20 protein-coding genes are annotated in these 19,488 nt (G+C 60.4%); 7 read left to right on the forward strand and 13 right to left on the reverse strand.

What is annotated here, in order from left to right:
- Window positions 1–34: 34 nt before the first annotated feature.
- The 3 genes from QF045_RS12880 to QF045_RS12890 are packed head-to-tail and all read right to left on the reverse strand — an operon-like array spanning window position 35 to window position 2,447.
- Window positions 35–694 carry a LuxR C-terminal-related transcriptional regulator gene (locus tag QF045_RS12880; protein ID WP_306492513.1) on the reverse strand — a complete coding sequence of 220 codons (660 nt, stop codon included), beginning with the start codon at window positions 692–694 and terminating at the stop codon, window positions 35–37.
- Between the two features lie 57 nt (window positions 695–751).
- On the reverse strand, window positions 752–1,117 hold the full coding sequence (locus tag QF045_RS12885) for a cupin domain-containing protein (RefSeq protein ID WP_306492514.1): 366 nt from the start codon (window positions 1,115–1,117) through the stop codon (window positions 752–754).
- A 31-nt stretch (window positions 1,118–1,148) separates the two neighbouring features.
- Window positions 1,149–2,447 (reverse strand): FAD-binding oxidoreductase, encoded by a 1,299-nt coding sequence (locus QF045_RS12890; protein WP_306492515.1) that lies wholly within the window; start codon window positions 2,445–2,447, stop codon window positions 1,149–1,151.
- A gap of 239 nt (window positions 2,448–2,686) precedes the next feature.
- Between QF045_RS12890 and hpaR (QF045_RS12895) the strand changes: the two genes are divergently transcribed.
- A complete protein-coding gene (gene hpaR, locus QF045_RS12895; protein ID WP_306492516.1) occupies window positions 2,687–3,109 on the forward strand; it encodes a homoprotocatechuate degradation operon regulator HpaR in 423 nt (140 codons plus the stop codon).
- Window positions 3,110–3,310: 201 nt separating this feature from the next.
- On the opposite strand, the gene hpaI is transcribed toward hpaR (QF045_RS12895), so the two are convergent.
- The 8 genes from hpaI to QF045_RS12935 form a co-directional block, all read right to left on the reverse strand.
- The gene (gene hpaI, locus QF045_RS12900) at window positions 3,311–4,114 is read right to left on the reverse strand and encodes a 4-hydroxy-2-oxoheptanedioate aldolase (RefSeq protein WP_306492517.1); all 804 of its coding nucleotides are present in this window, start codon (window positions 4,112–4,114) and stop codon (window positions 3,311–3,313) included.
- Window positions 4,115–4,127: 13 nt separating this feature from the next.
- Window positions 4,128–4,931 (reverse strand): 2-oxo-hept-4-ene-1,7-dioate hydratase, encoded by an 804-nt coding sequence (gene hpaH, locus QF045_RS12905; RefSeq protein ID WP_306492518.1) that lies wholly within the window; start codon window positions 4,929–4,931, stop codon window positions 4,128–4,130.
- Between the two features lie 12 nt (window positions 4,932–4,943).
- A complete protein-coding gene (locus QF045_RS12910) occupies window positions 4,944–6,248 on the reverse strand; it encodes an MFS transporter (RefSeq protein WP_306492519.1) in 1,305 nt (434 codons plus the stop codon).
- Window positions 6,249–6,298: 50 nt separating this feature from the next.
- Window positions 6,299–6,691, reverse strand: coding sequence for a 5-carboxymethyl-2-hydroxymuconate isomerase (locus tag QF045_RS12915; RefSeq protein WP_306492520.1), 393 nt, complete (start codon window positions 6,689–6,691; stop codon window positions 6,299–6,301).
- A 102-nt stretch (window positions 6,692–6,793) separates the two neighbouring features.
- Window positions 6,794–7,651 carry a 3,4-dihydroxyphenylacetate 2,3-dioxygenase gene (gene hpaD / locus QF045_RS12920; protein ID WP_306492521.1) on the reverse strand — a complete coding sequence of 286 codons (858 nt, stop codon included), beginning with the start codon at window positions 7,649–7,651 and terminating at the stop codon, window positions 6,794–6,796.
- A 51-nt stretch (window positions 7,652–7,702) separates the two neighbouring features.
- On the reverse strand, window positions 7,703–9,163 hold the full coding sequence (hpaE, locus tag QF045_RS12925) for a 5-carboxymethyl-2-hydroxymuconate semialdehyde dehydrogenase (protein ID WP_306492522.1): 1,461 nt from the start codon (window positions 9,161–9,163) through the stop codon (window positions 7,703–7,705).
- 5 nt (window positions 9,164–9,168) lie between these two features.
- Window positions 9,169–9,939 carry a fumarylacetoacetate hydrolase family protein gene (locus tag QF045_RS12930; RefSeq protein WP_306492523.1) on the reverse strand — a complete coding sequence of 257 codons (771 nt, stop codon included), beginning with the start codon at window positions 9,937–9,939 and terminating at the stop codon, window positions 9,169–9,171.
- A complete protein-coding gene (locus QF045_RS12935; protein ID WP_306492524.1) occupies window positions 9,936–10,604 on the reverse strand; it encodes a fumarylacetoacetate hydrolase family protein in 669 nt (222 codons plus the stop codon). The genes QF045_RS12930 and QF045_RS12935 overlap by 4 nt, the downstream gene beginning before the upstream one ends.
- A gap of 179 nt (window positions 10,605–10,783) precedes the next feature.
- Between QF045_RS12935 and hpaA the strand changes: the two genes are divergently transcribed.
- Both hpaA and hpaR (QF045_RS12945) read left to right on the forward strand, forming a co-directional pair.
- The gene (gene hpaA, locus QF045_RS12940; protein WP_131698843.1) at window positions 10,784–11,689 is read left to right on the forward strand and encodes a 4-hydroxyphenylacetate catabolism regulatory protein HpaA; all 906 of its coding nucleotides are present in this window, start codon (window positions 10,784–10,786) and stop codon (window positions 11,687–11,689) included.
- A 183-nt stretch (window positions 11,690–11,872) separates the two neighbouring features.
- Entirely contained in the window at window positions 11,873–12,295 is a 423-nt protein-coding gene (gene hpaR / locus QF045_RS12945; protein WP_306492525.1) for a homoprotocatechuate degradation operon regulator HpaR, read from the forward strand.
- Window positions 12,296–12,365: 70 nt separating this feature from the next.
- On the opposite strand, the gene QF045_RS12950 is transcribed toward hpaR (QF045_RS12945), so the two are convergent.
- Window positions 12,366–13,499 (reverse strand): lactonase family protein, encoded by a 1,134-nt coding sequence (locus QF045_RS12950; RefSeq protein WP_373424439.1) that lies wholly within the window; start codon window positions 13,497–13,499, stop codon window positions 12,366–12,368.
- 280 nt (window positions 13,500–13,779) lie between these two features.
- On the opposite strand from QF045_RS12950, the gene QF045_RS12955 reads away from it, so the two are divergent.
- Both QF045_RS12955 and QF045_RS12960 read left to right on the forward strand, forming a co-directional pair.
- Entirely contained in the window at window positions 13,780–15,081 is a 1,302-nt protein-coding gene (locus tag QF045_RS12955; RefSeq protein ID WP_306492526.1) for an Nramp family divalent metal transporter, read from the forward strand.
- Between the two features lie 305 nt (window positions 15,082–15,386).
- Entirely contained in the window at window positions 15,387–16,502 is a 1,116-nt protein-coding gene (locus QF045_RS12960; protein ID WP_306492527.1) for a P1 family peptidase, read from the forward strand.
- Here the strand turns inward: QF045_RS12960 and QF045_RS12965 are convergent.
- The gene (locus QF045_RS12965) at window positions 16,487–17,287 is read right to left on the reverse strand and encodes a response regulator transcription factor (RefSeq protein WP_306492528.1); all 801 of its coding nucleotides are present in this window, start codon (window positions 17,285–17,287) and stop codon (window positions 16,487–16,489) included. The genes QF045_RS12960 and QF045_RS12965 overlap by 16 nt on opposite strands.
- Before the next feature lie 103 nt (window positions 17,288–17,390).
- On the opposite strand from QF045_RS12965, the gene QF045_RS12970 reads away from it, so the two are divergent.
- Both QF045_RS12970 and QF045_RS12975 read left to right on the forward strand, forming a co-directional pair.
- Complete coding sequence (locus QF045_RS12970) at window positions 17,391–18,206, forward strand: carbon-nitrogen hydrolase family protein (RefSeq protein ID WP_306492529.1); 816 nt, start codon at window positions 17,391–17,393, stop codon at window positions 18,204–18,206.
- A 63-nt stretch (window positions 18,207–18,269) separates the two neighbouring features.
- On the forward strand, window positions 18,270–19,370 hold the full coding sequence (locus QF045_RS12975; RefSeq protein WP_306492530.1) for a polyamine ABC transporter substrate-binding protein: 1,101 nt from the start codon (window positions 18,270–18,272) through the stop codon (window positions 19,368–19,370).
- Window positions 19,371–19,488 lie beyond the last annotated feature (118 nt).

Raw genomic sequence — 19,488 nt, forward strand, 5'->3', positions numbered from 1 at the left:
CTGGCTCGCCTATCAACCAAAGGGTTGAGGCAGCTTAAAGAAACAGCGCGGCGACCAGTTCGGTGCGGCTGCTCACACCGGTTTTGCGAAACAGGTGGATCAGGTGAGTCTTGATGGTGGGCAGGCCGACATCCAGCTCCAGGGCCAGTTGTTTGTTGCTCGCGCCCTGACGTAATAACCAGGCAATCTGGCGCTCTTTGGGCGTGAGACTGGCCAGTGCATCGTCGCAGGGCTGCATATTGGCCACAGCCATTTGCAGCAATGCCTGCAAGGCATTGAGCTGAGCCAGTTGGTCGATGGTGAATACCCCTTGCTCCGCCGTGCGCAGCAAGGAGATGGCCGCCTGGGGCTGGTCGGCACGATGGGCGACGATCTCCACCACATCGACCACGCCATAACGCTGCAGGAAGTCTTGATAGCGGCGGCTGTCACGCAGCGGCTGGCGGGCCATGGCGAAACCCAGCGGCACCACCGTCAGCCCGCTGGAGAGGCAATTGCGCGGTTGCAAGGGGTCGAATTGGCGGTAATTGTCCAGGTAGTCGCGGTGCATCTCACCGCTCATGCCTTGCAGCCTGAAGTCACGGGCTTGCAGTTGGCGGTCGACACAATAGAACGCTGCCTGGCTGGCGGGCACCAGATGAGTGAAAGCCTGCAGGCAATGGCCGGCGACTTCCTGAGCGGGGATGGCGTGCATGGTCAGTCACCTGCGCCGGAACAAACGCTGCCGGCCGAAGCCGGCAGAGAGGAGCGATCAGACTACCGCGAAATAGTGCTTCACAAAACTCTCGCTTACCACCTCCCACAGCACCGGTGTGTCCTTGGTCACGAACCAGCTGTCGCCGGCTTTGTAGCGGGTGCTCTGGCCAGTGCTTTCGTCGGTTAGCACCACTTCACCGGTGACCACCGTGGCGTGTTCGGCGAACGGGTAGACCATCCGGAACTTGCCTTGGGTGGTGCCGAAATAGGCGCTGCTGACGGCGTCGGTCGGTGCGCCGAAGGTCATTTTGCCGAAGGCTTTGACTTCACCTTCGAGGATCTCGGAGCCAAGGTCGGCAACGGTGCCCCACGCATCGAGGTCCGATAATTGGATGTCTTTCTTAAGGGGGGTAACGGGCATGGCAGTTCTCCTGTGAATGAAACAGCGGGACTCAACGGCGACCGTTGAAGTAGCCCGAAAGTTGATGAAGGCTTTTGCCGGCCGTGAGCAGCAGCGGGCGGATATGGTCCTTGCCCAGGATCTGCGCATGCTTGACCGCGCTGATCAGGTCGTAGCGCGACGAGCCTTCGCTCATGCCTTCGGCTAATACCTTGCAAATGATGTGGCTGGGCGTGACCCCGAAGCCCGCGTAGCCCTGCACATAAAAGGCATTCGGGCGCCCGCTGAGCGTGCCGATCTGCGGGAACAGGTTGGCGCCGGTCGCCATCGGTCCGCCCCACGCCAGGTCGATCTTCACGTCCTTGAGGTAGGGGAAAATCTTCAGCATCAGGTTGCGGTTCCAGGCTTTGAGGTCCAGCGGGATGTGCTCGACGAAAGGCGTGGCGGCACCGAACAGCAAGCGATTTTCGTTGGTGACCCGGTAGTAGTCGATCACCGGGCGAATATCGCTGTAGGCGCCGCGAATCGGGCTGATGCGGTTGATCATCTCGTCCGACAACGGTTCGGTCATCAACTGGAAGGCATAGGTATTGATGGTGGTCTTGTGCAGCTCCGGTTCCAGCTTGTTGAGAAAACTGTCGCAGGCCCACAGCAACTTGGAGGCTTTGACCGAGCCCCGGCCGGTGCGCACGGTGATGCGTTCGCCATAACTGACTTCCAGGGCCGGGCTGTGCTCAAAGATGCGCACACCGTGGCCGGCCAGGGCCTTCGCTTCGCCCAGCAGCAGGTTCAGCGAGTGCACGTGCCCGCCGCCCATGTGCAGCAGCGCGCTGGTATAGGCGTCGGAACCAATGATTTGCTTGACCTCGGACCCCGCCATAAAGCGGATTTCGTCCTTGGTGTTGATCGACTTGAAGTCCTTTTCCCAGGCGCGCAGGGTTTTTTCCTGGCGGGCGTTGAAGCCCATGTAGCCGTAGCCGTGGCAGAAGTCGGCATCGATCGAGTACTTGGCGATGCGATCCTTGATGATGCCCGCGCCCAGCTCGCTGATTTCAAAGATCTGGCGCAGGCCCTCATCGCCGACTTGTTGCTTGATCTTTTCCAGGTCATGGCCGATCCCCGCCATGATTTGCCCGCCGTTGCGGCCCGTGCCGCCGAAACCCAGGTAGCGCGCTTCGAGCACCACAATGTTGGTGATGCCTTTTTCGGCGAGTTCCAGTGCGGTGTTGATGCCGGAGAAACCGCCGCCAATCACCACCACATCGGCTTCCACGTCCTGTTCGAGGGTGGGGAAGCTGAGGTTGTATTTCTTGGTCGCCGAGTAGTAGGTAGGCGTTTCGATATTGATCATGGCGCAGCCTGGAAAAGTGAAGGGAAACTCACTGCAGAGCCGACAAGAAGCTCTGTGCCTGTTGGGGTGTATTAAGTGCCTTCCGAGCGGTAGGTGTCTTGATTCTGTGTGCCGCCGCTCTTGACCGTGGCTGCCAATAATCAACCCTGAATCCGGCCACGCGGTGAAGCCGCACACGGGGAACACGTGCCAATGCTAGAATGTTGTTAATCTGTTAACCAATTGCGACGCCGCCACCCATGTCCAAACCGCGCCAATCCCTGACCCTCACTTTGCTCCATGCGCGTGAAGCCGCCATGGGGTTTTTTCGTCCTTCGCTCAATCAACACGGGTTGACCGAGCAGCAATGGCGGGTCATTCGGATCTTGAGCCAGCACGATGAGCTTGAGATCAACCGCCTGGCCGAGCTGGCGTGCATCCTCAAGCCGAGCATGACCGGGGTGCTGGTGCGCATGGAAGCGGCGGGGATGGTTGAACGGCGCAAGGCGCAACAGGATCAACGCCGCGTGCTGGTGCGGCTGGCCGAGAAGGGGCAGGCCTGTTTCGACTCGATGAGCCAGAGCATGGAAGCCAATTACCAGCGCTTGCAGGCGGGGTTTGGCGAAGAGAAGTTGCAGACGTTGCTGACCTTGCTCAACGAGCTGAAAACCCTCAAGCGCTGAACCGAGGCCTGCTGCAATGCTGGTCAGTGTAGGAGCGAGCTTGCTCGCGAAGAACCTGAGAGCGCCGCCTCAAACCAGACACGCTGCGTTTTCGTTAACGATCTTCGCGAGCAAGCTCGCTCCTACAGTGAATCACTGTCGCTTAACTAACTGGCATTGGGGCAGGCTCCCTCTCTACAGATCACTTTTCGTTCGCACTACTTAATAGATAGCGCCGGCCGCGCTGGCAGGCGCCGGTGAATCCTTGAAGGCCGCCGCCAGGCTTTGCAGTCCGCGCATCAGCACGGTGGTGTCCACGCCCACCGCCACGAACGCCGCGCCCAGTTCGATGTAGCGCCGTGCCAGTGCCTGGTCGGCGCTGAGAATGCCGGCGGCTTTTCCGGCGTTGCGGATGCGCGCAATAGCGTCTTCGATTGCTGCCTGCACCTCAGGGTGGCCGGGGTTGCCGCGATGGCCCATCGACGCGCTCAGATCCGCCGGCCCGATAAACACCCCGTCGACGCCTTCCACCGCCGCAATCGCATCCAGGTTGGCCAGGCCCTCGCGGTTTTCGATCTGCACCAGCAGGCACATCTGCTCATCGGCGTGGTCAAGGTACCCGGCAATGCTGTTCCAGCGTGAAGCCCTGGCCAGCGCACTGCCGACACCACGCACGCCCTTGGGCGGATAGTGGACGGCTTTCACCAGCGCCCGCGCCTGTTCCGCGCTTTCGACCATGGGCACCAGCAAGGTCTGTACGCCAATGTCGAGCACTTGCTTGATCAACGCGTTATCGCCGATCACCGGGCGAATGACCGGATGGCTGGGGTAGGGCGCCACCGCCTGGAGCTGGCCGAGCATGCCGCGCAGGTCATTGGGCGCATGTTCGCCGTCGATCAGCAGCCAATCGAAACCGGCATTGGCGGCCAGTTCCGCGCAATAGGCATCGGCCAGGCCCAGCCACAGGCCGATCTGGGCTTCACCGCTGTGCAGGCGACGTTTGAAGGTGTTGATAGGCATGTCCATGAGCACTCTCCCGTTAAACGAATCGGCAGCCAATCGACCCCAACATGTCATAGTCGACATGGAAGGTATCGCCAGGGTTGGCCGCCACCGGGCGGGTGAAGGAGCCACCCAGAATGATTTGCCCGGGTTGGAGGGTGACGTCATAGGCGGCCAGTTTATTGGCGAGCCAGGCCACGCCCTTGGCCGGGTGATTGAGCACGGCGGCGGAGACACCGGACTCTTCGATCACGCCATTGCGGTAGAGCACCGCCGGCACCTTGCGCAAGTCGATCTCGGTAGGGCGCACGGCCCGCCCGCCCATCACCACGCCGGCGTTGGCGGCGTTGTCGGAGATGGTGTCGAACACCTTGCGGGTCGCCTTGGTGTGCGGGTCGACCTGCTGGATGCGCGCATCGATGATCTCCAGCGCCGGGATCACCCATTCGGTGGCGTCGAGCACATTGAACACTGTCACGTTCGGGCCTTTCAGCGGTTTGCCCAGGATAAATGCCAGCTCCACCTCGACGCGCGGCACGATAAAGCGCTCGAAGGGGATGTCGGTGCCTTCATCGAAGAACATATCGTCCAGCAACGCGCCGTAATCCGGCTCGGTGATGTTGGACGAGACCTGCATGGCCCGGGAGGTCAGGCCGATCTTGTGGCCGACCAGCTTGCGCCCGTCCTTGATTTTTTGCGCGACCCAGGCGCGCTGGATGGCATAGGCGTCCTCGAGGGTGATCGCCGGGTGATCGAGGGAAAACTGACGCACCTGCTCGCGTGAACGTTCGGCCTGGTCGAGGCGCGCGGCGGCTTGCAAAATGAGCGATTGATCAAGCATGGCAAGAGTCTCTTATTGAGGGTTGACGATGGCCGCTCGGGTGCGCAGCACCAGCAAGCCACCAAAAGCAATGAGCAGCGCCAGGACGTACAGGGCCAGGCTGGCGCTCTGGGTGGTGTCGCGCATCCAGCCGATCAGGTAGGGCGCGAAGAATGAGGCAATGCTGCCGAACGAACTGATCAGGGCAATCCCGGCGGCTTGGGTGCTGTTGGACAGGAACGCTGGGGGCAGTTGCCAGAACATCGGCAACGCCGCGCTGGCGCCCATGCCGGCGAGAATCAAACCGCCCAGCACCACGGCCGGGTTGGCGGGGGCGAGCCCGGCGATGGCAATGCCGGCGGCCGACATCAGCAAGGGCACGCACAGGTGCCAGCGGCGTTCTCGCTGGCGGTCGGATGAACGCCCACAGCCGATCATGAAAAAACACCCGGCCAGGTACGGCACCGCACTGAGCAAGCCGACCTTGCCGTCGCTGCCGATGCCGGCGCCGTGGATCAGCGTCGGCATCCAGAACGCCAAGGTGTTGACCGCCAGCATCACCGCGAAGTACACGGCCACCAGCAGCCACACCTGCAGGTTGCTGAGAATGGCGGAGAACGAGGTGATTGATTTTCGGTGTTCTTCCCGGTGCAGTTGCTCGCGCAGTTGTTGCTTCTGTTCCGGCGTCAGCCACTTGACCGTCTCGAAGCTGTCCGGCAAGCACTTGAGCACCACCAGCCCGAGCAGAATCACCGGGGCGCCTTCGATGACGAACATCCATTGCCAGCCGCGCAGGCCGCCCAGGTCGTGAAAGTGCTCAAGGATGCCGCCGGAAAGCGGACCGCCGATCACCCCGGCCATCGGCACCGCGATTGCAAACAAGGCGGTGACCTGCGCGCGGCGACCGGCCGGGTACCAGCGGTTCAGAAACACCAGGATGCCCGGGAAGAAACCGGCCTCGGCCACCCCCAGCAAAAAGCGCAACACGTAGAAGCCCATGGCGCTGTCGATCAGGAACATGCAGGTCGACAGCACGCCCCACACCCCCATCAGCGTGGCAATCCAACGCCTCGGGCCCACTCGGTCCAGGGCCATGTTGCTGGGCACGCCGAACAGCGCGTAGGCCACGAAGAACAGGCCGGCGCCGAAGCCATAGACGGTGTCGCTGAAGTTCAAGTCCGCGCTCATCTGCATCTTGGCGAAGCCGATGTTGATGCGGTCGAGATGGGCGAAGAGGTAGCACATCAGCAACAACGGCATCAGCCGCCAGGTGATGGTGCTGTGAGTGCGGTCGCGTGCGACCTGGCCGAGGTTGTCGGCGGTATTGGCTGTGCTCATGGTTTATACTTTTTGTCTGAGAGGCCGAGGGTGTGAACGGGCAGGGCGCTTTAACCGACCTGAGCCTTGAGGAACGCGTGCACGTTGTTCTGCTTGAAGTTGAGTTGCTCGTGCAGTTCGATCATTTCAAACGACAAGGCCAGCAGGCGCTGGGCCTGAAGCTCGGCGAAGTGCTGGGTGACGACCTCGAACAGGCGCTCGGCGACTTGCTGGCGTGTCGCCAAATCGCGCCCATGGCCGACCTTCAACGTCATATGCACGAAAGCGTAGTCATGCTTGCCGTCGGCCATGCGCCAGGTGTCCAGGCGCACGCCACGGCTGCGAATGCCGCCCAGGGGAAACACGCCGCTGTCGCCCAGGCTGGTGTGGACTTTTTCAAACAGGCCCGGCAGGTCCGCCTGCTGTTCAATGTTGTCGGTGTATTCAGCGATGAAGTGGGGCATGGGAGCCTCCTGCGTCGGTAGCTTTCCAGCGGCAAGCTTCAAGCTGCAAGGTGTATGCGATCGGCGTGCAGCTTGTAGCTCGAAGCTTTTGGCTGTGGTTATTCAAACTGGGAAAATAGCGTTGATCTGCCCGGTACCCGAGCTGCCGAAGGGCGCGGTGATGATCTCGGCCGGCTTGTCGTAGTCCGGCCCGCCGAGCAAACCGAGAAGCATGGCGGTGTCGTGCATCTTGCCCTCGCCAAAGCAATGCTCGGCGTAGTCCGGGAGCATGGCGCAGAACTCTTTCCAGCGGCCCTGGCGCCACATTTCCACCACATGCAGGTCGACCTGTTTGTCGAATTCGCGCGTCCAGTTATGGATATTGGCTTCGGCATTGCGGTCATCGGAGAAGCGGTGCGACAGCGACCCCGAGGCCAGCACCACAACTTTGCGGTCGCTCTTCTCGATGGCCCGGCGCACGGCGGCGCCGAAGGTGAAGCTGTCTTGCAGGCGATGCCAGGCACACCAGGCGGCAATCGACACCACGTTGAATTTCTGCTCGTCCGGGACGCCCATATGCATGTAGCGCATCGGTACCAGAGTGCCGTATTCCAGCTCCAGGCTCGGGATGTTGTGGGCCAGGGTGCGCACGTCGGCGGCGTTGGCCTCGGCGGCGATCAGCTCGCCCAGCTCCGGGCAGCCGGGGTATTCGTACGCCATGTTCTTGATGAAGTGCGGCAGTTCGTTACTGGTGTAGATACCTTTGAAGTGCTCGCCGCTGTTGACGTGATAGGCACTGTTGACCAGCCAGTGCACGTCGAATACCACGGCGGTATCGGCGCCCAGCTCGCGGGCGCGCCGACCGATTTCCTTGTGCCCGGCAATCGCCGCTTCGCGGCAGCCGTGGTGCTTGCCCGGCAATTCCGACAGGTACATCGAGGGAACGTGGCAGACCTTTGCTGCCAGAACTACTTCGCCCATGATCATTCTCCTGAGTATTGATTGTTGTGTAGGAGCGTTGTTATATCCGGGTTACACACCCCAGCGCGGGATGTGGTGACTGCCCATGGAAATGCACACGTTCTTGATCTCGGCGAACACCTCGAAGCTGTACTGGCCGCCTTCACGGCCGGTGCCGGAGCCCTTCACCCCGCCGAACGGCTGACGCAAGTCACGCACGTTCTGGCTGTTGATGAACACCATGCCCGCTTCGATGCCATAGGCCAGACGATGCGCCTTGCCGATGTCCTGGGTCCAGATGTAAGACGCCAGGCCGTACTCGGTGGCGTTAGCCAGTTGCAGGGCTTCGGCTTCGTCCTTGAACGGAATCAGGCACACCACGGGGCCGAAGATCTCTTCCTGGGCGATACGCATGTTGTTGTTTACGTCAGCGAACACTGTGGGCTGGATGAACTGGCCTTTGCTCAGATGCGCCGCCAGGTTGGCCGGGCGCTCCAGGCCACCGGCGAGGAGGGTGGCGCCTTCTTCGAGGCCGATCTTGATGTAGCCGGTGACCTTGTCGTAGTGGGCCTGGGTGATCATCGAGCCGACCTGGGTTTTCGGGTCTTGCGGGTCACCGACGATCAGGCGTTTGGTGCGCGCGGCGAACTCGGCGACGAACTGCGGGTACACGCTTTCCTGGATAAAGATCCGGCTGCCGGCGGTGCAGCGCTCGCCGTTGAGCGAGAAGATGGTGAACAGCGCGGCGTCGAGGGCACGTTCCAGGTCGGCGTCTTCGAAGATCAGCACCGGCGACTTGCCGCCCAGCTCCATGGAGTACTTTTTCAGCCCGGCGGTCTGCATGATTTTCTTGCCGGTGGCGGTGCCGCCGGTGAATGAAATCGCGCGTACATCGGGGTGGCGCACCAGGGCGTCACCGGCGGTCGCGCCATAACCCTGGATGACGTTGAGCACGCCTTTTGGAATGCCTGCCTCCACCGCCAGGCGCCCTAGTTCATTGGCGGTCAGCGGCGACAGTTCGGACATTTTCAGCACGGCGGTATTGCCCAGGGCCAGGCACGGTGCGGTCTTCCAGGTGGCCGTCATGAATGGCACGTTCCACGGCGAGACCAACGCGCAGACACCCACCGGCTGGTACAGGGTGTAGTTGAGCATCTGGTCATCGACCGGGTAGCTGTGGCCGTCCATGTGCGTGCACACTTCAGCGAAAAAGTCGAAGTTGTGCGAAGCCCGTGGGATCAACACGTTTTTGGTCTGGTGAATCGGCAGGCCGGTGTCGAGGGTTTCCAGTTCGGCCAGGTGCGGCACGTTCTGTTCGATCAGTTCACCCAGCTTGCGCATCAAGCGCGCTCGTTCCTTGGCCGGGGTGCCGGCCCATTTCGGGAAGGCTTCCTTGGCAGCGGCCACGGCTTGCGCGACTTCCTCGGCACCGCCGCTGGCTACTTCGCCGATGGCTTCGCCGGTGGCCGGGTTGTAGTTGACGAACACGTCTTTGCTTTCGACCTCACGGCCGTTGATCCAATGTTTGATCATGCTGCTCAAGCCTCTTTACGGGCGCTGAAGAACGCCGCTTCGCTGACAATTCGGTTAACCAGGCGGCCTACGCCTTCGACTTCCACAATCACTTCATCACCGGGCACTACGTCGGCCAGGCCTTCGGGCGTGCCGGTGGCGATCATGTCGCCGGGTTGCAAGGTCATGAAGCTGGACAGGTATTCGATCAGGTAGGGAATGTCGAAAATCATGTCCTTGGTGCTGCCTTCCTGGCGCAGCTCGCCGTTGATCCAAGTGCGCAGTTTCAGGTTGCCTGGGTCCGGCACGTCGGCTACATCGACGATCCACGGGCCGACAGGCGTGGTGGCGTCGCGGTTTTTCACGCGCAGGTTGGGCCGGTAGTAGTTTTCCAGGTAGTCGCGAATGGCGTAGTCGTTGCACACGGTGTAGCCCGCGAGGTAATCCAGAGCATCTTCGCGCTTGACGTTGCGCGCCGCCTTGCCGATGACGGCCACCAACTCGCACTCGTAGTGCATGTAGGCGACGTTATCCGGGCGCCAGGTCATCTGGTTGTGGCCGGTGTACGTGCCTACGGACTTGATGAAGGCCAGCGATTCGGTTGGCGGCTTGAAAGCCAGCTCAGCGGCGTGGTCGGCATAGTTCAGGCCGAGGGCGAACATGCTGCCGGTCGCCGGTGGCAGCCATTGCACCTGGTCTTCGGCCAGCAGGCGGCCGTCAGCCAGGCGTACGGCGTTTTCAGCTTCGACCTGTACCGAATGGACTTCACCTTCAAAGCGAATACGGGCGTGTTTCATGAGAGCTCCTCTGCCTTGATGTGATTGACCAGGCGGCCCAGGCCGCTGATCTCGACCTCCACGGTGTCGCCGGGCTGCACATCCACCCGGCCTTCGGGAGTGCCGGTGATCAGCACATCGCCTGCGTGCAGGGTCATGAATTCGCTGATCTCGGCGATCAGCAATGGAATGTTGCGCACGAAGTTGGCCGTGGTGTTTTGCTGGCGAATCTCGCCGTTGACGTACAGCGTGATCGCGAGATTGTGCGGGTTCGGGACCTGCGCTGCGGGTATCAGCTCGGGCCCGATGGCGCAGAAACCATCGCGGCACTTGGCTTTGACGGCGGGGCGGTAGTAGCTGTCTTCCGGTAGGCTGAACTCATTGACGAGGGTGTAGCCAGCCACGTAATCGAGGGCTTCGGTCGGGCTGACGCGGCTGGCGCTCTTGCCCATCACCACCCCCAATGCCGGCCCAGGTTGCAAGCGCTCGCCCTGGCCTGGATGCACCACTTCGGCGCCGTGCTGGTTGCGCGTGTTGGGCGTCTTGATAAACAGCACCGGTTTGACCGGCGGTTTCTGGTACGGCGGCTGTTCGAACTCGCCGAGGCGCTGCTTGAGCAGCCCCTGATAGTTCAGCGCGACACCGAAAACGGTGCCAGTCGCGACGTTATGCAAGGCGCGGCTCATGCTTTCTCCTGGCAGAGCCGTGGGGGCCCCGCATTTAGTTAATGTGTTAACAGTTATAATTAAGATGTTAACTATCGTCAAGCATGGCAGACTGTTTGCGCGGTGGTTGCGCCGCCCAGATCGGTGCAGGATGAGAGCGGCTGCACTGCAGCGATCACAATAAAAACGAGTAGCGTGCGATGAGCGACCGTCAACCCATCCCGAACATCAACATTGGTCAGGTGTACGACCAGCGCTACAGCGACGCCGAAGTCCACTACGACAAACTGGCGAACCTGGCGGATTTCTTTGGGCGCAACATGCCCGTTCACCGGCATGACCGGTTCTTCCAGGTTCACTACGTAAAAAGCGGCACCGTGCGCGTGTACCTGGACGACCAGCAATACGTCGAATCCGGGCCGATGTTCTTCCTCACGCCACCGACGGTCCCGCACTCGTTTGTGACCGAGGCCGACAGTGACGGACACGTGCTGACGGTGCGTCAGCAACTGGTGTGGCAACTGATCGAAGCCGACGCCAGCCTGGCACCGGCCGGTGCGCAATTGCCGGCCGCATGTGTCGCCCTGGCGCAGTTGGAGCCGCAATACGCGGGGGATATCCGCCGGTTGGATTATTTGTTCGAGGAACTGAGCGAAGAAGTGAAAGCCCAGCGTTCCGGGCGCAGTGCGGCCTTGGACAGCCTAACGCGGTTGATCATGATCAGCCTGTTGCGGCTGTGCTCCCACTCGTTGAAAGCCACGCCCGCCCGCCACGAAGACTTGAAAATCTTCCACCGCTTCAATGAGCTGATCGAAGTGCACTACCAGCAACACTGGCCGTTGTCGCGGTATGCCCAAGGTATAGGGGTGACTGAAGCACGGCTCAATGATGTGTGCCGACGCATTGCCGACCTGCCGTCCAAGCGCTTGATCCTGGAGCGCCTGATGCAGGAAGCCAAGCGCCTGCTGCTGTTTACCGGCAGCTCGGCCAACGAGATCTGCTATCAGTTGGGGTTCAAGGACCCGGCCTATTTCAGTCGTTTTTTCCAGCGTTACGCACAGCTCACTCCGGGGGAGTACCGCCAGCGCCAATCGGGGTTGCGTTGAGTCAGGCATAGGGGCTTCGCGCCTTGGTCTTGTTGATCTTGTAGGGATCATCATGCGCATCGCCGCAGTGCGACAGAATGGCTTTTACGCGGAACCGATTGTACTTTTCACAGCGCCGACGCCGCTTGCAGCCGCTGGCCGGCGACACTAAGCTGCCGACTCGCCCATTCAAGTGGTGCCGTCATGGCCAACCCCAGACCTTCGCTGACACTGACCCTGCTGCAAGCCCGTGAAGCCGCAATGGCTTTCTTCCGTCCGGCCCTGAACAAGCATGAACTGACCGAGCAACAGTGGCGGGTCATTCGGATCCTGCGCCAGCAGGGCGAACTCGAAAGCCATCAGCTCGCCCAGCAGGCCTGCATCCTCAAGCCGAGCATGACCGGTGTGTTGACGCGCCTTGAGCGCGACGGCCTCGTGCGCCGGCAGAAGTCCAGCCAGGATCAACGCCGGGTGTTCGTGTGCCTCACCGAGCGCGGCCAGCAATGCTTCGTCTCCATGAGCGAGGGCATGGAAAGCAGTTACCGGAAAATCGAAGAGCAGTTTGGCGCCGAGAAGATGGAGCAGTTGCTTGGCTTGCTCAACGAGCTGAAAAAAATCAAGCCTTGACCAGGCAAGAAATTAATTAACATGTAAATATTTTTGCCCGCGTTCGGACTGGAACTTGCGTGCTACAAGATCAATCTCCCGACGTGTGCAGCACCTCAATCCATAACGCACCTTTTCCCGACGCCGCTTCGCCGACACGTTTCAAGGCGCCGTTATGGCTAACGGCGTAAGTGCCGACTTTGTCGCTTTTCTCACCCGTCACCAGCAACCAGCGACCGTTGGGTGAAAACGCAATATTGCGTGGCTGCTGCTCTTGCACGGGATAGTTCGCAAGAAAGCTCAAGCCGCCTGTTGAAGGGTCAACCGCGAAGGCCGACACCGAGCTGGTGGTACGTTCGGTCATCAACAGTAGCTTGCCATCGGGCGAGATCCGCAGGTCGGCCGCCCAGATACGGGGTGTGGGGTCGTCCTTCAAGTCGTTGTTACGTGCATCACGCACTTCACCGTGAGCCAGTTTCAAACGCTCAGGAATACCGTTGGAAACGGCAATCTGAGTCAATGCGCCGGTGTTGGCATTGATTGAAAACGCGGTGACCGTGCCACTCATTTCACCCACCACATACAGGTACTTGCCGTCCGGGGAGAAGGCCAGGTGCCGAGGCCCGGTATTGTCCTGGACTTGGATGTAGCCGCTGCCGATGGGGGTCAGCGCGCCGGTGTCGGCATCAAGGCGATATTGCAGCACCCGGTCCACGCCAAGATTGCCCGCGTAGGCAAAACGGTTGCTCGGGTCGGTACGAATCGAATGGGCATGCAGGCCTGTTTTGTAGCTCAGGATGCTGGCGGAAGGCGTATAGGCCTTGTCGATGGCCTGAACGCTGAGGGTGTCGGCACCGTAGGATGCACCGAGCAGGTAGTGTCCTTTTCTGTCGGTAGACAGGTAAGCCATGCTTTCTGCCAGTGGCGCTTTGGATTGCAGCGTCAGATGCCCGCTTGTGGGGTCGATGCTGTATCCCAGAACCTGAAACGGTTTGACCCGCAAGGCGGCAAACAACACTTTACCGTCAGGGGTGATGGCCATAGGGTTGACTTGATCACCGGCGTTGACCTGTTCAATCAGACGCAGCGCGCCGGTGTCCTGATCAAGATGATACTGGGAAATCAGACCGTCTCCCGGGCTCGAGATATAGGCAAACGTGGCGGCGTTGGCTTGCAGGCTGAGGCCGTAGGTAACGGCAGCTACCAAAAGGAGAGGGGTTCGCACAGGTGATTCCTTATTTTTATGATTGTGGTCTGTCATCCTATGACTGCGCTGGATGGACATCAATCATTGTTTTGCTCAGCTCGGAACCTTACGCCGTGTATCAGGCACCGTGTTTGCCCGACTTTTTCCCCGTTTGTGGCCGTTCAACCCGTCCGATGTCATCGCGTCCCGGTGCTGAAACATTTCTAAATACACTCATTTAAGAATTGTTGTACGACGTCGTATCTACCGTGTTCGACTGCGCAGGTTCTCACAAAAAAAATAAACGGAGATACCCTCTATGACGAGCATTCGTTCCGTCGAAGGCCAGGTTGCGGCGCCCACGGACAATCGATTTGTCCGAATACTTAAACTGCTGGGCCCCGGAATTATTGCTGTACTGTCGTGGCTGGGCGCTGGTGACTTGATCACGTCCTCCGTGGCCGGTGCCAATTACGGTTACGCAATGATGTGGGTGCTGGCGGTCTCGCTGCTCTTGAGATACCTGATCGTAAACATCATCGCTCGCTTCCAGTTATGCAATAACCAAGGCATGACCATCCTGCAGGGCTATGCGCAACTCAACCCCTTTTTCGCCTGGTTCATGCTCGTTTACGCCCTGTTGATGGGGCACTTGATGAACGCCTACATGATCAAAGGGGCAGGTGAGTCGCTGGCGATGCTGTTTAAAAGCGACCAGCCATTGCTGTGTTCATTGGCGGTGGTGCTCGCGGTGTGGCTGCTGGTGGGGCGTAATATTTATTCGATGATCGAAGGGGTGATGAAGGTGCTGTTGGCGATCATGACCCTGGCCTTCATCGCCTTGGCCGTGATGTCCGGTCCCGATGTTGTCGGTATCGTCAAAGGCACCATCGGCTTTAGCATCCCGCCGGATGAAGGCGTGCATGGCGCGCTGCTGGTGGCGGTATCGGTTATCGGCGCGGTCGCAGGCTCCATCGCCAACTTCGTGCATCCGTATGTCATGCGTCAAAAAGGCTGGGTCGGGCCGCAGCACAAGCGGGTTCAACGCAACGATCTGCTGTTTGCAGTGTTCGTCGGGATCGTCATCAACCTGGCCATCTGGATCGTCGGCGCGGAAATCCTGCGACCCAATGGCATCGAGGTGAAGACCTTGGGCGATTTGGGCAAGGCGTTGGAAATTTTCTTCGGGCCGGTGGGTTGGTATGTGTTCTTCATCGGCGTATTCGCCACATTGTTTGCCAGCATTTCCGGCAAGACCACCGCGTTCCCGATGCTGATTACCGATGCCTTCCAACACGTTCGTCCTGAGCGGCGCGAAAAGTACGGCAAGGAGTTCCATCATGACCCGATGCACAAATGGTTCATGCTGTTCATCCTGGTGACGCCGTTGATCTGGTCGCTGCCAGGCATGCCGGATTTCGTGACCCTGACCATTGGTGTCAGCGCGTTGAACATTATTGGCTTGCCGGTCATTTCCCTGGGCCTGCTGATCATGTCCAACCAGAAGTCGCTGCTGGACAAGCAATACCGCAATAACCTGTTTGAAAACATCGCGCTGCTGTTTGCTACAGGCCTCGCGCTGTGGGTCGCCTTCCAGTTGGGCGTCGATCTGTTTACCTGACAACGAGCCACCGAGGGAGCGCAATGTGCCCTCGGTGGTCAATCCAGGTACCCGTCGCCACGGGGGCCGCGCTATGCCGGCATTGGGCCGCGCTCAAGATAAGTACCCAGTGCAATAAACGTCTTCACGGCTTTGAAACCCTCCAGGCGATGTAGCGCGCCTAGCATGCTTTCCAGTTCCGCGGAGTCTTCAGACTTTACGAAAGACCTAACACTGCGAGAGTACCCAAACGAGGTTATCGTCACTCATCCACTGCCAGCCTAGACTCCACGCACGTTCTTCACTCGACTATTGAGAGTCAAACCATGCGCTTACGAGATCTAGGCATTGCAATTGGCACAGGCAAACCAGGCCCATTCAACGCCATCACTGATGTGCCCGGTGTGCGTGTCGGCCATCACACCCTCAATGCCGAAAGCGCTGACGGATCGATGCATACCGGCGTGACCGTTATCGAGCCGCGTCCGGTAGCGGCGCATTTGGCCCCGTGTTTTGCCGGCGTTCACGTGCTCAACGGCAACGGTGACGCCACCGGCCTGGAATGGATTCGCGAAGCCGGTTTGCTGACCACGCCAATTGCCTACACCAACACCCACAGCGTCGGCGTGGTACGCGATGCGCTGGTGGCCGCCGAGCGGGAGATGGGTCGACAGCACACCTACTGGTGCATGCCGGTGGTGCTGGAAACCTACGACGGTATTTTGAGCGATATCTGGGATCAGCATGTTACGGCCGAGCATGTGCACGCCGCGCTGGCCGACGCGCGTAGCGGTCCGGTGCAGGAGGGTTGTGTGGGCGGCGGTAACGGCATGATCTGTCATGAGTTCAAGGGCGGAATTGGCACCTCCTCTCGGGTACTGAGCGCAGCAGAGGGCGGCTGGACCGTCGGCGCGCTGGTGCAGGCCAACTATGGCGTACGCAGCGCACTGCGCGTGGCGGGTTACCCGGTTGGCAGCGTCTTGCAAGAGACACCTTCGCCTTATGACGGCCCGGTTAACGTCGGTGTACCCGGCATGGGTTCCATCGTGATCACCATCGCCACCGACGCGCCCTTGCTGCCCCATCAGTGCACACGCCTGGCGCAGCGCGCGAGCATCGGCCTGGCGCGGGTGGGTGGCGGCACCGAGGACGACAGCGGCGACATATTCATCGCCTTCTCGGTGGGCAATACGGGCTTGCCGGTTGCCAACCTCGGTCAGCCTGGCCCGCCGACGACGGCATTGCAGATGATCAACAACGACTACATCTCCGCGTTATTCGGGGCCGCCGCGGACGCCGTCGAAGAGGCGATTCTCAACGCGTTGCTGGCCGCCAACGACCTGCAGGGCCGTGGCCGCCAAGCGCTGGCGCTCAAGCCCGAACAGTTGCTGGCGGCGATGGCGAAGGTGGGTTGGACGGCACCGGCTCACTCCTGCGCCTGAAGGAACAGCAGAAACAGTTCGGATTGGGATTTGATCCCCAGTTTGTTGTACAGGTGCCGACGATGCACTTTGACGGTTTCGGCAGAGATCGCCAACTTGCGCGCGATCTCTTTATTCGAACAGCCACTGAGCATCAACTGCGCCACCTCGGCTTCACGGGCCGATAGCGCCGAGCTGATCTGCAGCGTCGCAGACGGCAGGCGCTCTTGCCAGTCCGTCGCGGGCTGCGCGGGTGGCGTGCTGCTGGATGCCTGTTCGAACATGCAACGCTGGCGCATCAGGCCGGTCACCCAAGGCTGGATCAGCCGCAGCAGCGCAAGCTGCTCCTGGCTGAAGCGGCAGCGGCTGCCCAGCGACAGGCTCAAGGTGCGCTCGGGGTCGAGTTGCACATTGATATGAACCTCATCGGCGACCACGTTCAGGCGAAAGTAGCGCTGGAAATAATCGGTCTGCTCAAAGCATTCGGGTGCGACGTCGTCCAGTTGGAACAGTCCGCTTTTGGGCGATTCGCGATTGGCCAGGTAAAACGGATCGAGCAGGTAAAGCCCCTTGAGGTAGTCCTGGAACAGCGAATCGATGCCGCCTTCGTCGGCTGGCGATTCAGCCAGTACCTGTGGCCTGCCGGGATTGAAGATCAGCACCACCCAGCTGTCCACGGGCACATAGCGGCCGAGCAAACGCGTCATGGAGACCCAGAAGTGCGGCCGGTCCAACTGGTCGATCAGCCGGCCGACTGCGTCGTGCCAGGCCACGTCCTGCAAGGTCAGGTTGGTTTCACTACCCATTGCGGGGTACCCCATTGAAGTGATTTTTTCGCACTGCGCCGCGCCCCATACTCATTTGCACGCCCGAGTGGATTCGGGCCCCAACGTTGCCCAAGGACCTGCCATGAACATCGAACTCCTGCAGCTAGCCGGCCGCGATGGCGACACTGCTTATAACCTGGGACGCACCCTGGAGGCCATCGCCAACTGCAGCGCCGACACCGACCTGCTGGTATTCCCGGAAACCCATTTGATGGGCTTCGTCGGGGGTGAACAGTTGGCCAACGTCGCCGAGCCTCTGGACGGCCCGACGCTACAAGCCGTACAGCGAGCAGTGCGCCAGCGCGGTGTGTCGGTGGTCATCGGCCTGGTCGAAAGTGCCGCCGGCGTCTACCACAACACCTCGGTCTTGATCACACCCGACGGCATCGCTTTGCAGTATCGCAAAACTCATTTGTGGCCCTCCGAGCGCTCGGACATCACGCCTGGCGATCGTTTGGTCACCACGCTGTGGAAAGGCGTGCGTGTCGGCCTTCTGATCTGCTACGACATCGAGCTGCCGGAAACGGCACGCGCCCTTGCCCAGTTGGGTGCTGAACTGATCATTGTCACCAACGGCAACATGGATCCCTATGGCCCTGTGCATCGCACCGCGATCATGGCCAGGGCCCAGGAAAACCAGCTGTTCACCGTGATGGTCAATCGCGTGGGGCAGGGCGATGACGGCCTGGTATTTGCCGGCGGCAGTGCGGTGATCACGCCACTTGGCCAGGTGCTGTACGAAGCCGGGCGTGAAGAGGCACGGCACAAGGTCAGCCTGGATTTCGCGCAAATCAGGGCTGCCCGCAGCGACTATCACTACCTCAATGACCGTCGACTGTGGCTGCAAGGGGAGGTCGCCGAACACCCGGATGGTCGTCGCGAGCTGCTGATTGGCTAAGTACGTTTTTACCCTCCATAACAATAATCAGCCGATACGCAGGTGCCGGCCCAGGAGTTCGTGATGATCGCTATTCGATGCAAGCAATGGGGGCTGGCTGCCGTCTTCAGCGGCGCAGTGGCTTGCGCCCAGGCGGCGGAGCCCAAGGTCAATATCTATAACTGGTATGACTTCATTGCGCCCACCACGCTCAAGGCGTTCCAGGCGCAAACCGGCATTCAATCGGCCTACGACGTGTTCGATAACAGCGAGGTTATGCAGAGCAAACTCATGGCCGGGCGCAGCGGCTATGACGTTGTGGTCGCCACCGGCGACCTGCTGCCGAACCTGATCAAGTCCGGCGTGCTCAAGGAACTGGATCGCTCGCAACTGCCGAACCTGTCCCATCTCGACCCGGACATCCTGGCCAAGGTGCGCAACAACGACCCCGGTAATCGCTTCGCTGTGCCCTATTTGTGGGGCACCACCGGCATCGGCTATGACGTGGACAAGATCAAGACGATCCTCGGTAACGACGCGCCGCTAGATTCCTGGGATCTGATATTCAACGAAGACAACCTGGCCAAGCTTGGCGATTGCGGAGTGGCGATGCTGGATGCGCCGGGTGAGATTATACCGATCGCCTTGCATTACCTGGGCTTGCCTTATAACAGCCAGAACCCGGACGACTATGCCAAGGCCCAGGCGCTGTTGTTGAAACTGCGCCCGCATGTGCGCTACTTCGATTCATCGCGCTTTATCACCGATCTGGCGAACGGTGACATCTGCGCCGTCGTCGGCTGGGCAGGCGGTGTGATGGACGCACGCAAAGCGGCTGAGGCCGCCGGCAATGGCCGCCAGATTCAGTACAGCATTCCCAAGGAGGGCGCGCCGATCTGGGTGGAAAGCCTGGTACTGCTCAACGATGCACCCAACCCGGCACAGGGCCTGGCGTTCATCGACTACATGCTGCGCCCGGCGGTGATCGCCGAGTCGTCCAACTACCTCAGTTATGCCAACGCCAACAAGGATGCGACAAAACTGGTCGATGAAAAGGTGCGCGATAACCCCGGGGTTTATCCGTCGAAAGCCGTGCTGGATACGCTGTTTGCGCTGGAGCCGTTGCCCTTGAAACTGGAGCGCGTGCGTACGCGGGTGTGGAGCAAGGTCAAGAGTGGGACTTGATTGAACGGTGCCTATTCAGCGCGCCATGAACGCACGCAACTGGCCACATCCCTGTAGCCAGTTGCGCAGGTGGGTCAATGCGCGTTGTTCAAGAGCGCTCTCAAACAACGGCGCAATG

The organism is Pseudomonas sp. W4I3, assembly GCF_030816195.1.
Classification (GTDB): domain Bacteria; phylum Pseudomonadota; class Gammaproteobacteria; order Pseudomonadales; family Pseudomonadaceae; genus Aquipseudomonas.

Coding starts and splice junctions, on each gene's coding strand:
- hpaH (WP_306492518.1), bottom strand. CDS start 4,931: ATGCTTGATCAATCGCTCATTTTGCAAGCCGCCGCGCGCCTCGACCAG.
- QF045_RS12915 (WP_306492520.1), bottom strand. CDS start 6,691: ATGCCCCACTTCATCGCTGAATACACCGACAACATTGAACAGCAGGCG.
- QF045_RS12975 (WP_306492530.1), top strand. CDS start 18,270: ATGATCGCTATTCGATGCAAGCAATGGGGGCTGGCTGCCGTCTTCAGC.
- hpaR (WP_306492525.1), top strand. CDS start 11,873: ATGGCCAACCCCAGACCTTCGCTGACACTGACCCTGCTGCAAGCCCGT.
- QF045_RS12960 (WP_306492527.1), top strand. CDS start 15,387: ATGCGCTTACGAGATCTAGGCATTGCAATTGGCACAGGCAAACCAGGC.
- hpaI (WP_306492517.1), bottom strand. CDS start 4,114: ATGGACATGCCTATCAACACCTTCAAACGTCGCCTGCACAGCGGTGAA.
- hpaA (WP_131698843.1), top strand. CDS start 10,784: ATGAGCGACCGTCAACCCATCCCGAACATCAACATTGGTCAGGTGTAC.
- QF045_RS12970 (WP_306492529.1), top strand. CDS start 17,391: ATGAACATCGAACTCCTGCAGCTAGCCGGCCGCGATGGCGACACTGCT.
- hpaE (WP_306492522.1), bottom strand. CDS start 9,163: ATGATCAAACATTGGATCAACGGCCGTGAGGTCGAAAGCAAAGACGTG.
- QF045_RS12955 (WP_306492526.1), top strand. CDS start 13,780: ATGACGAGCATTCGTTCCGTCGAAGGCCAGGTTGCGGCGCCCACGGAC.
- hpaR (WP_306492516.1), top strand. CDS start 2,687: ATGTCCAAACCGCGCCAATCCCTGACCCTCACTTTGCTCCATGCGCGT.
- QF045_RS12880 (WP_306492513.1), bottom strand. CDS start 694: ATGCACGCCATCCCCGCTCAGGAAGTCGCCGGCCATTGCCTGCAGGCT.
- QF045_RS12930 (WP_306492523.1), bottom strand. CDS start 9,939: ATGAAACACGCCCGTATTCGCTTTGAAGGTGAAGTCCATTCGGTACAG.
- hpaD (WP_306492521.1), bottom strand. CDS start 7,651: ATGGGCGAAGTAGTTCTGGCAGCAAAGGTCTGCCACGTTCCCTCGATG.
- QF045_RS12910 (WP_306492519.1), bottom strand. CDS start 6,248: ATGAGCACAGCCAATACCGCCGACAACCTCGGCCAGGTCGCACGCGAC.
- QF045_RS12890 (WP_306492515.1), bottom strand. CDS start 2,447: ATGATCAATATCGAAACGCCTACCTACTACTCGGCGACCAAGAAATAC.
- QF045_RS12885 (WP_306492514.1), bottom strand. CDS start 1,117: ATGCCCGTTACCCCCCTTAAGAAAGACATCCAATTATCGGACCTCGAT.
- QF045_RS12935 (WP_306492524.1), bottom strand. CDS start 10,604: ATGAGCCGCGCCTTGCATAACGTCGCGACTGGCACCGTTTTCGGTGTC.
- QF045_RS12965 (WP_306492528.1), bottom strand. CDS start 17,287: ATGGGTAGTGAAACCAACCTGACCTTGCAGGACGTGGCCTGGCACGAC.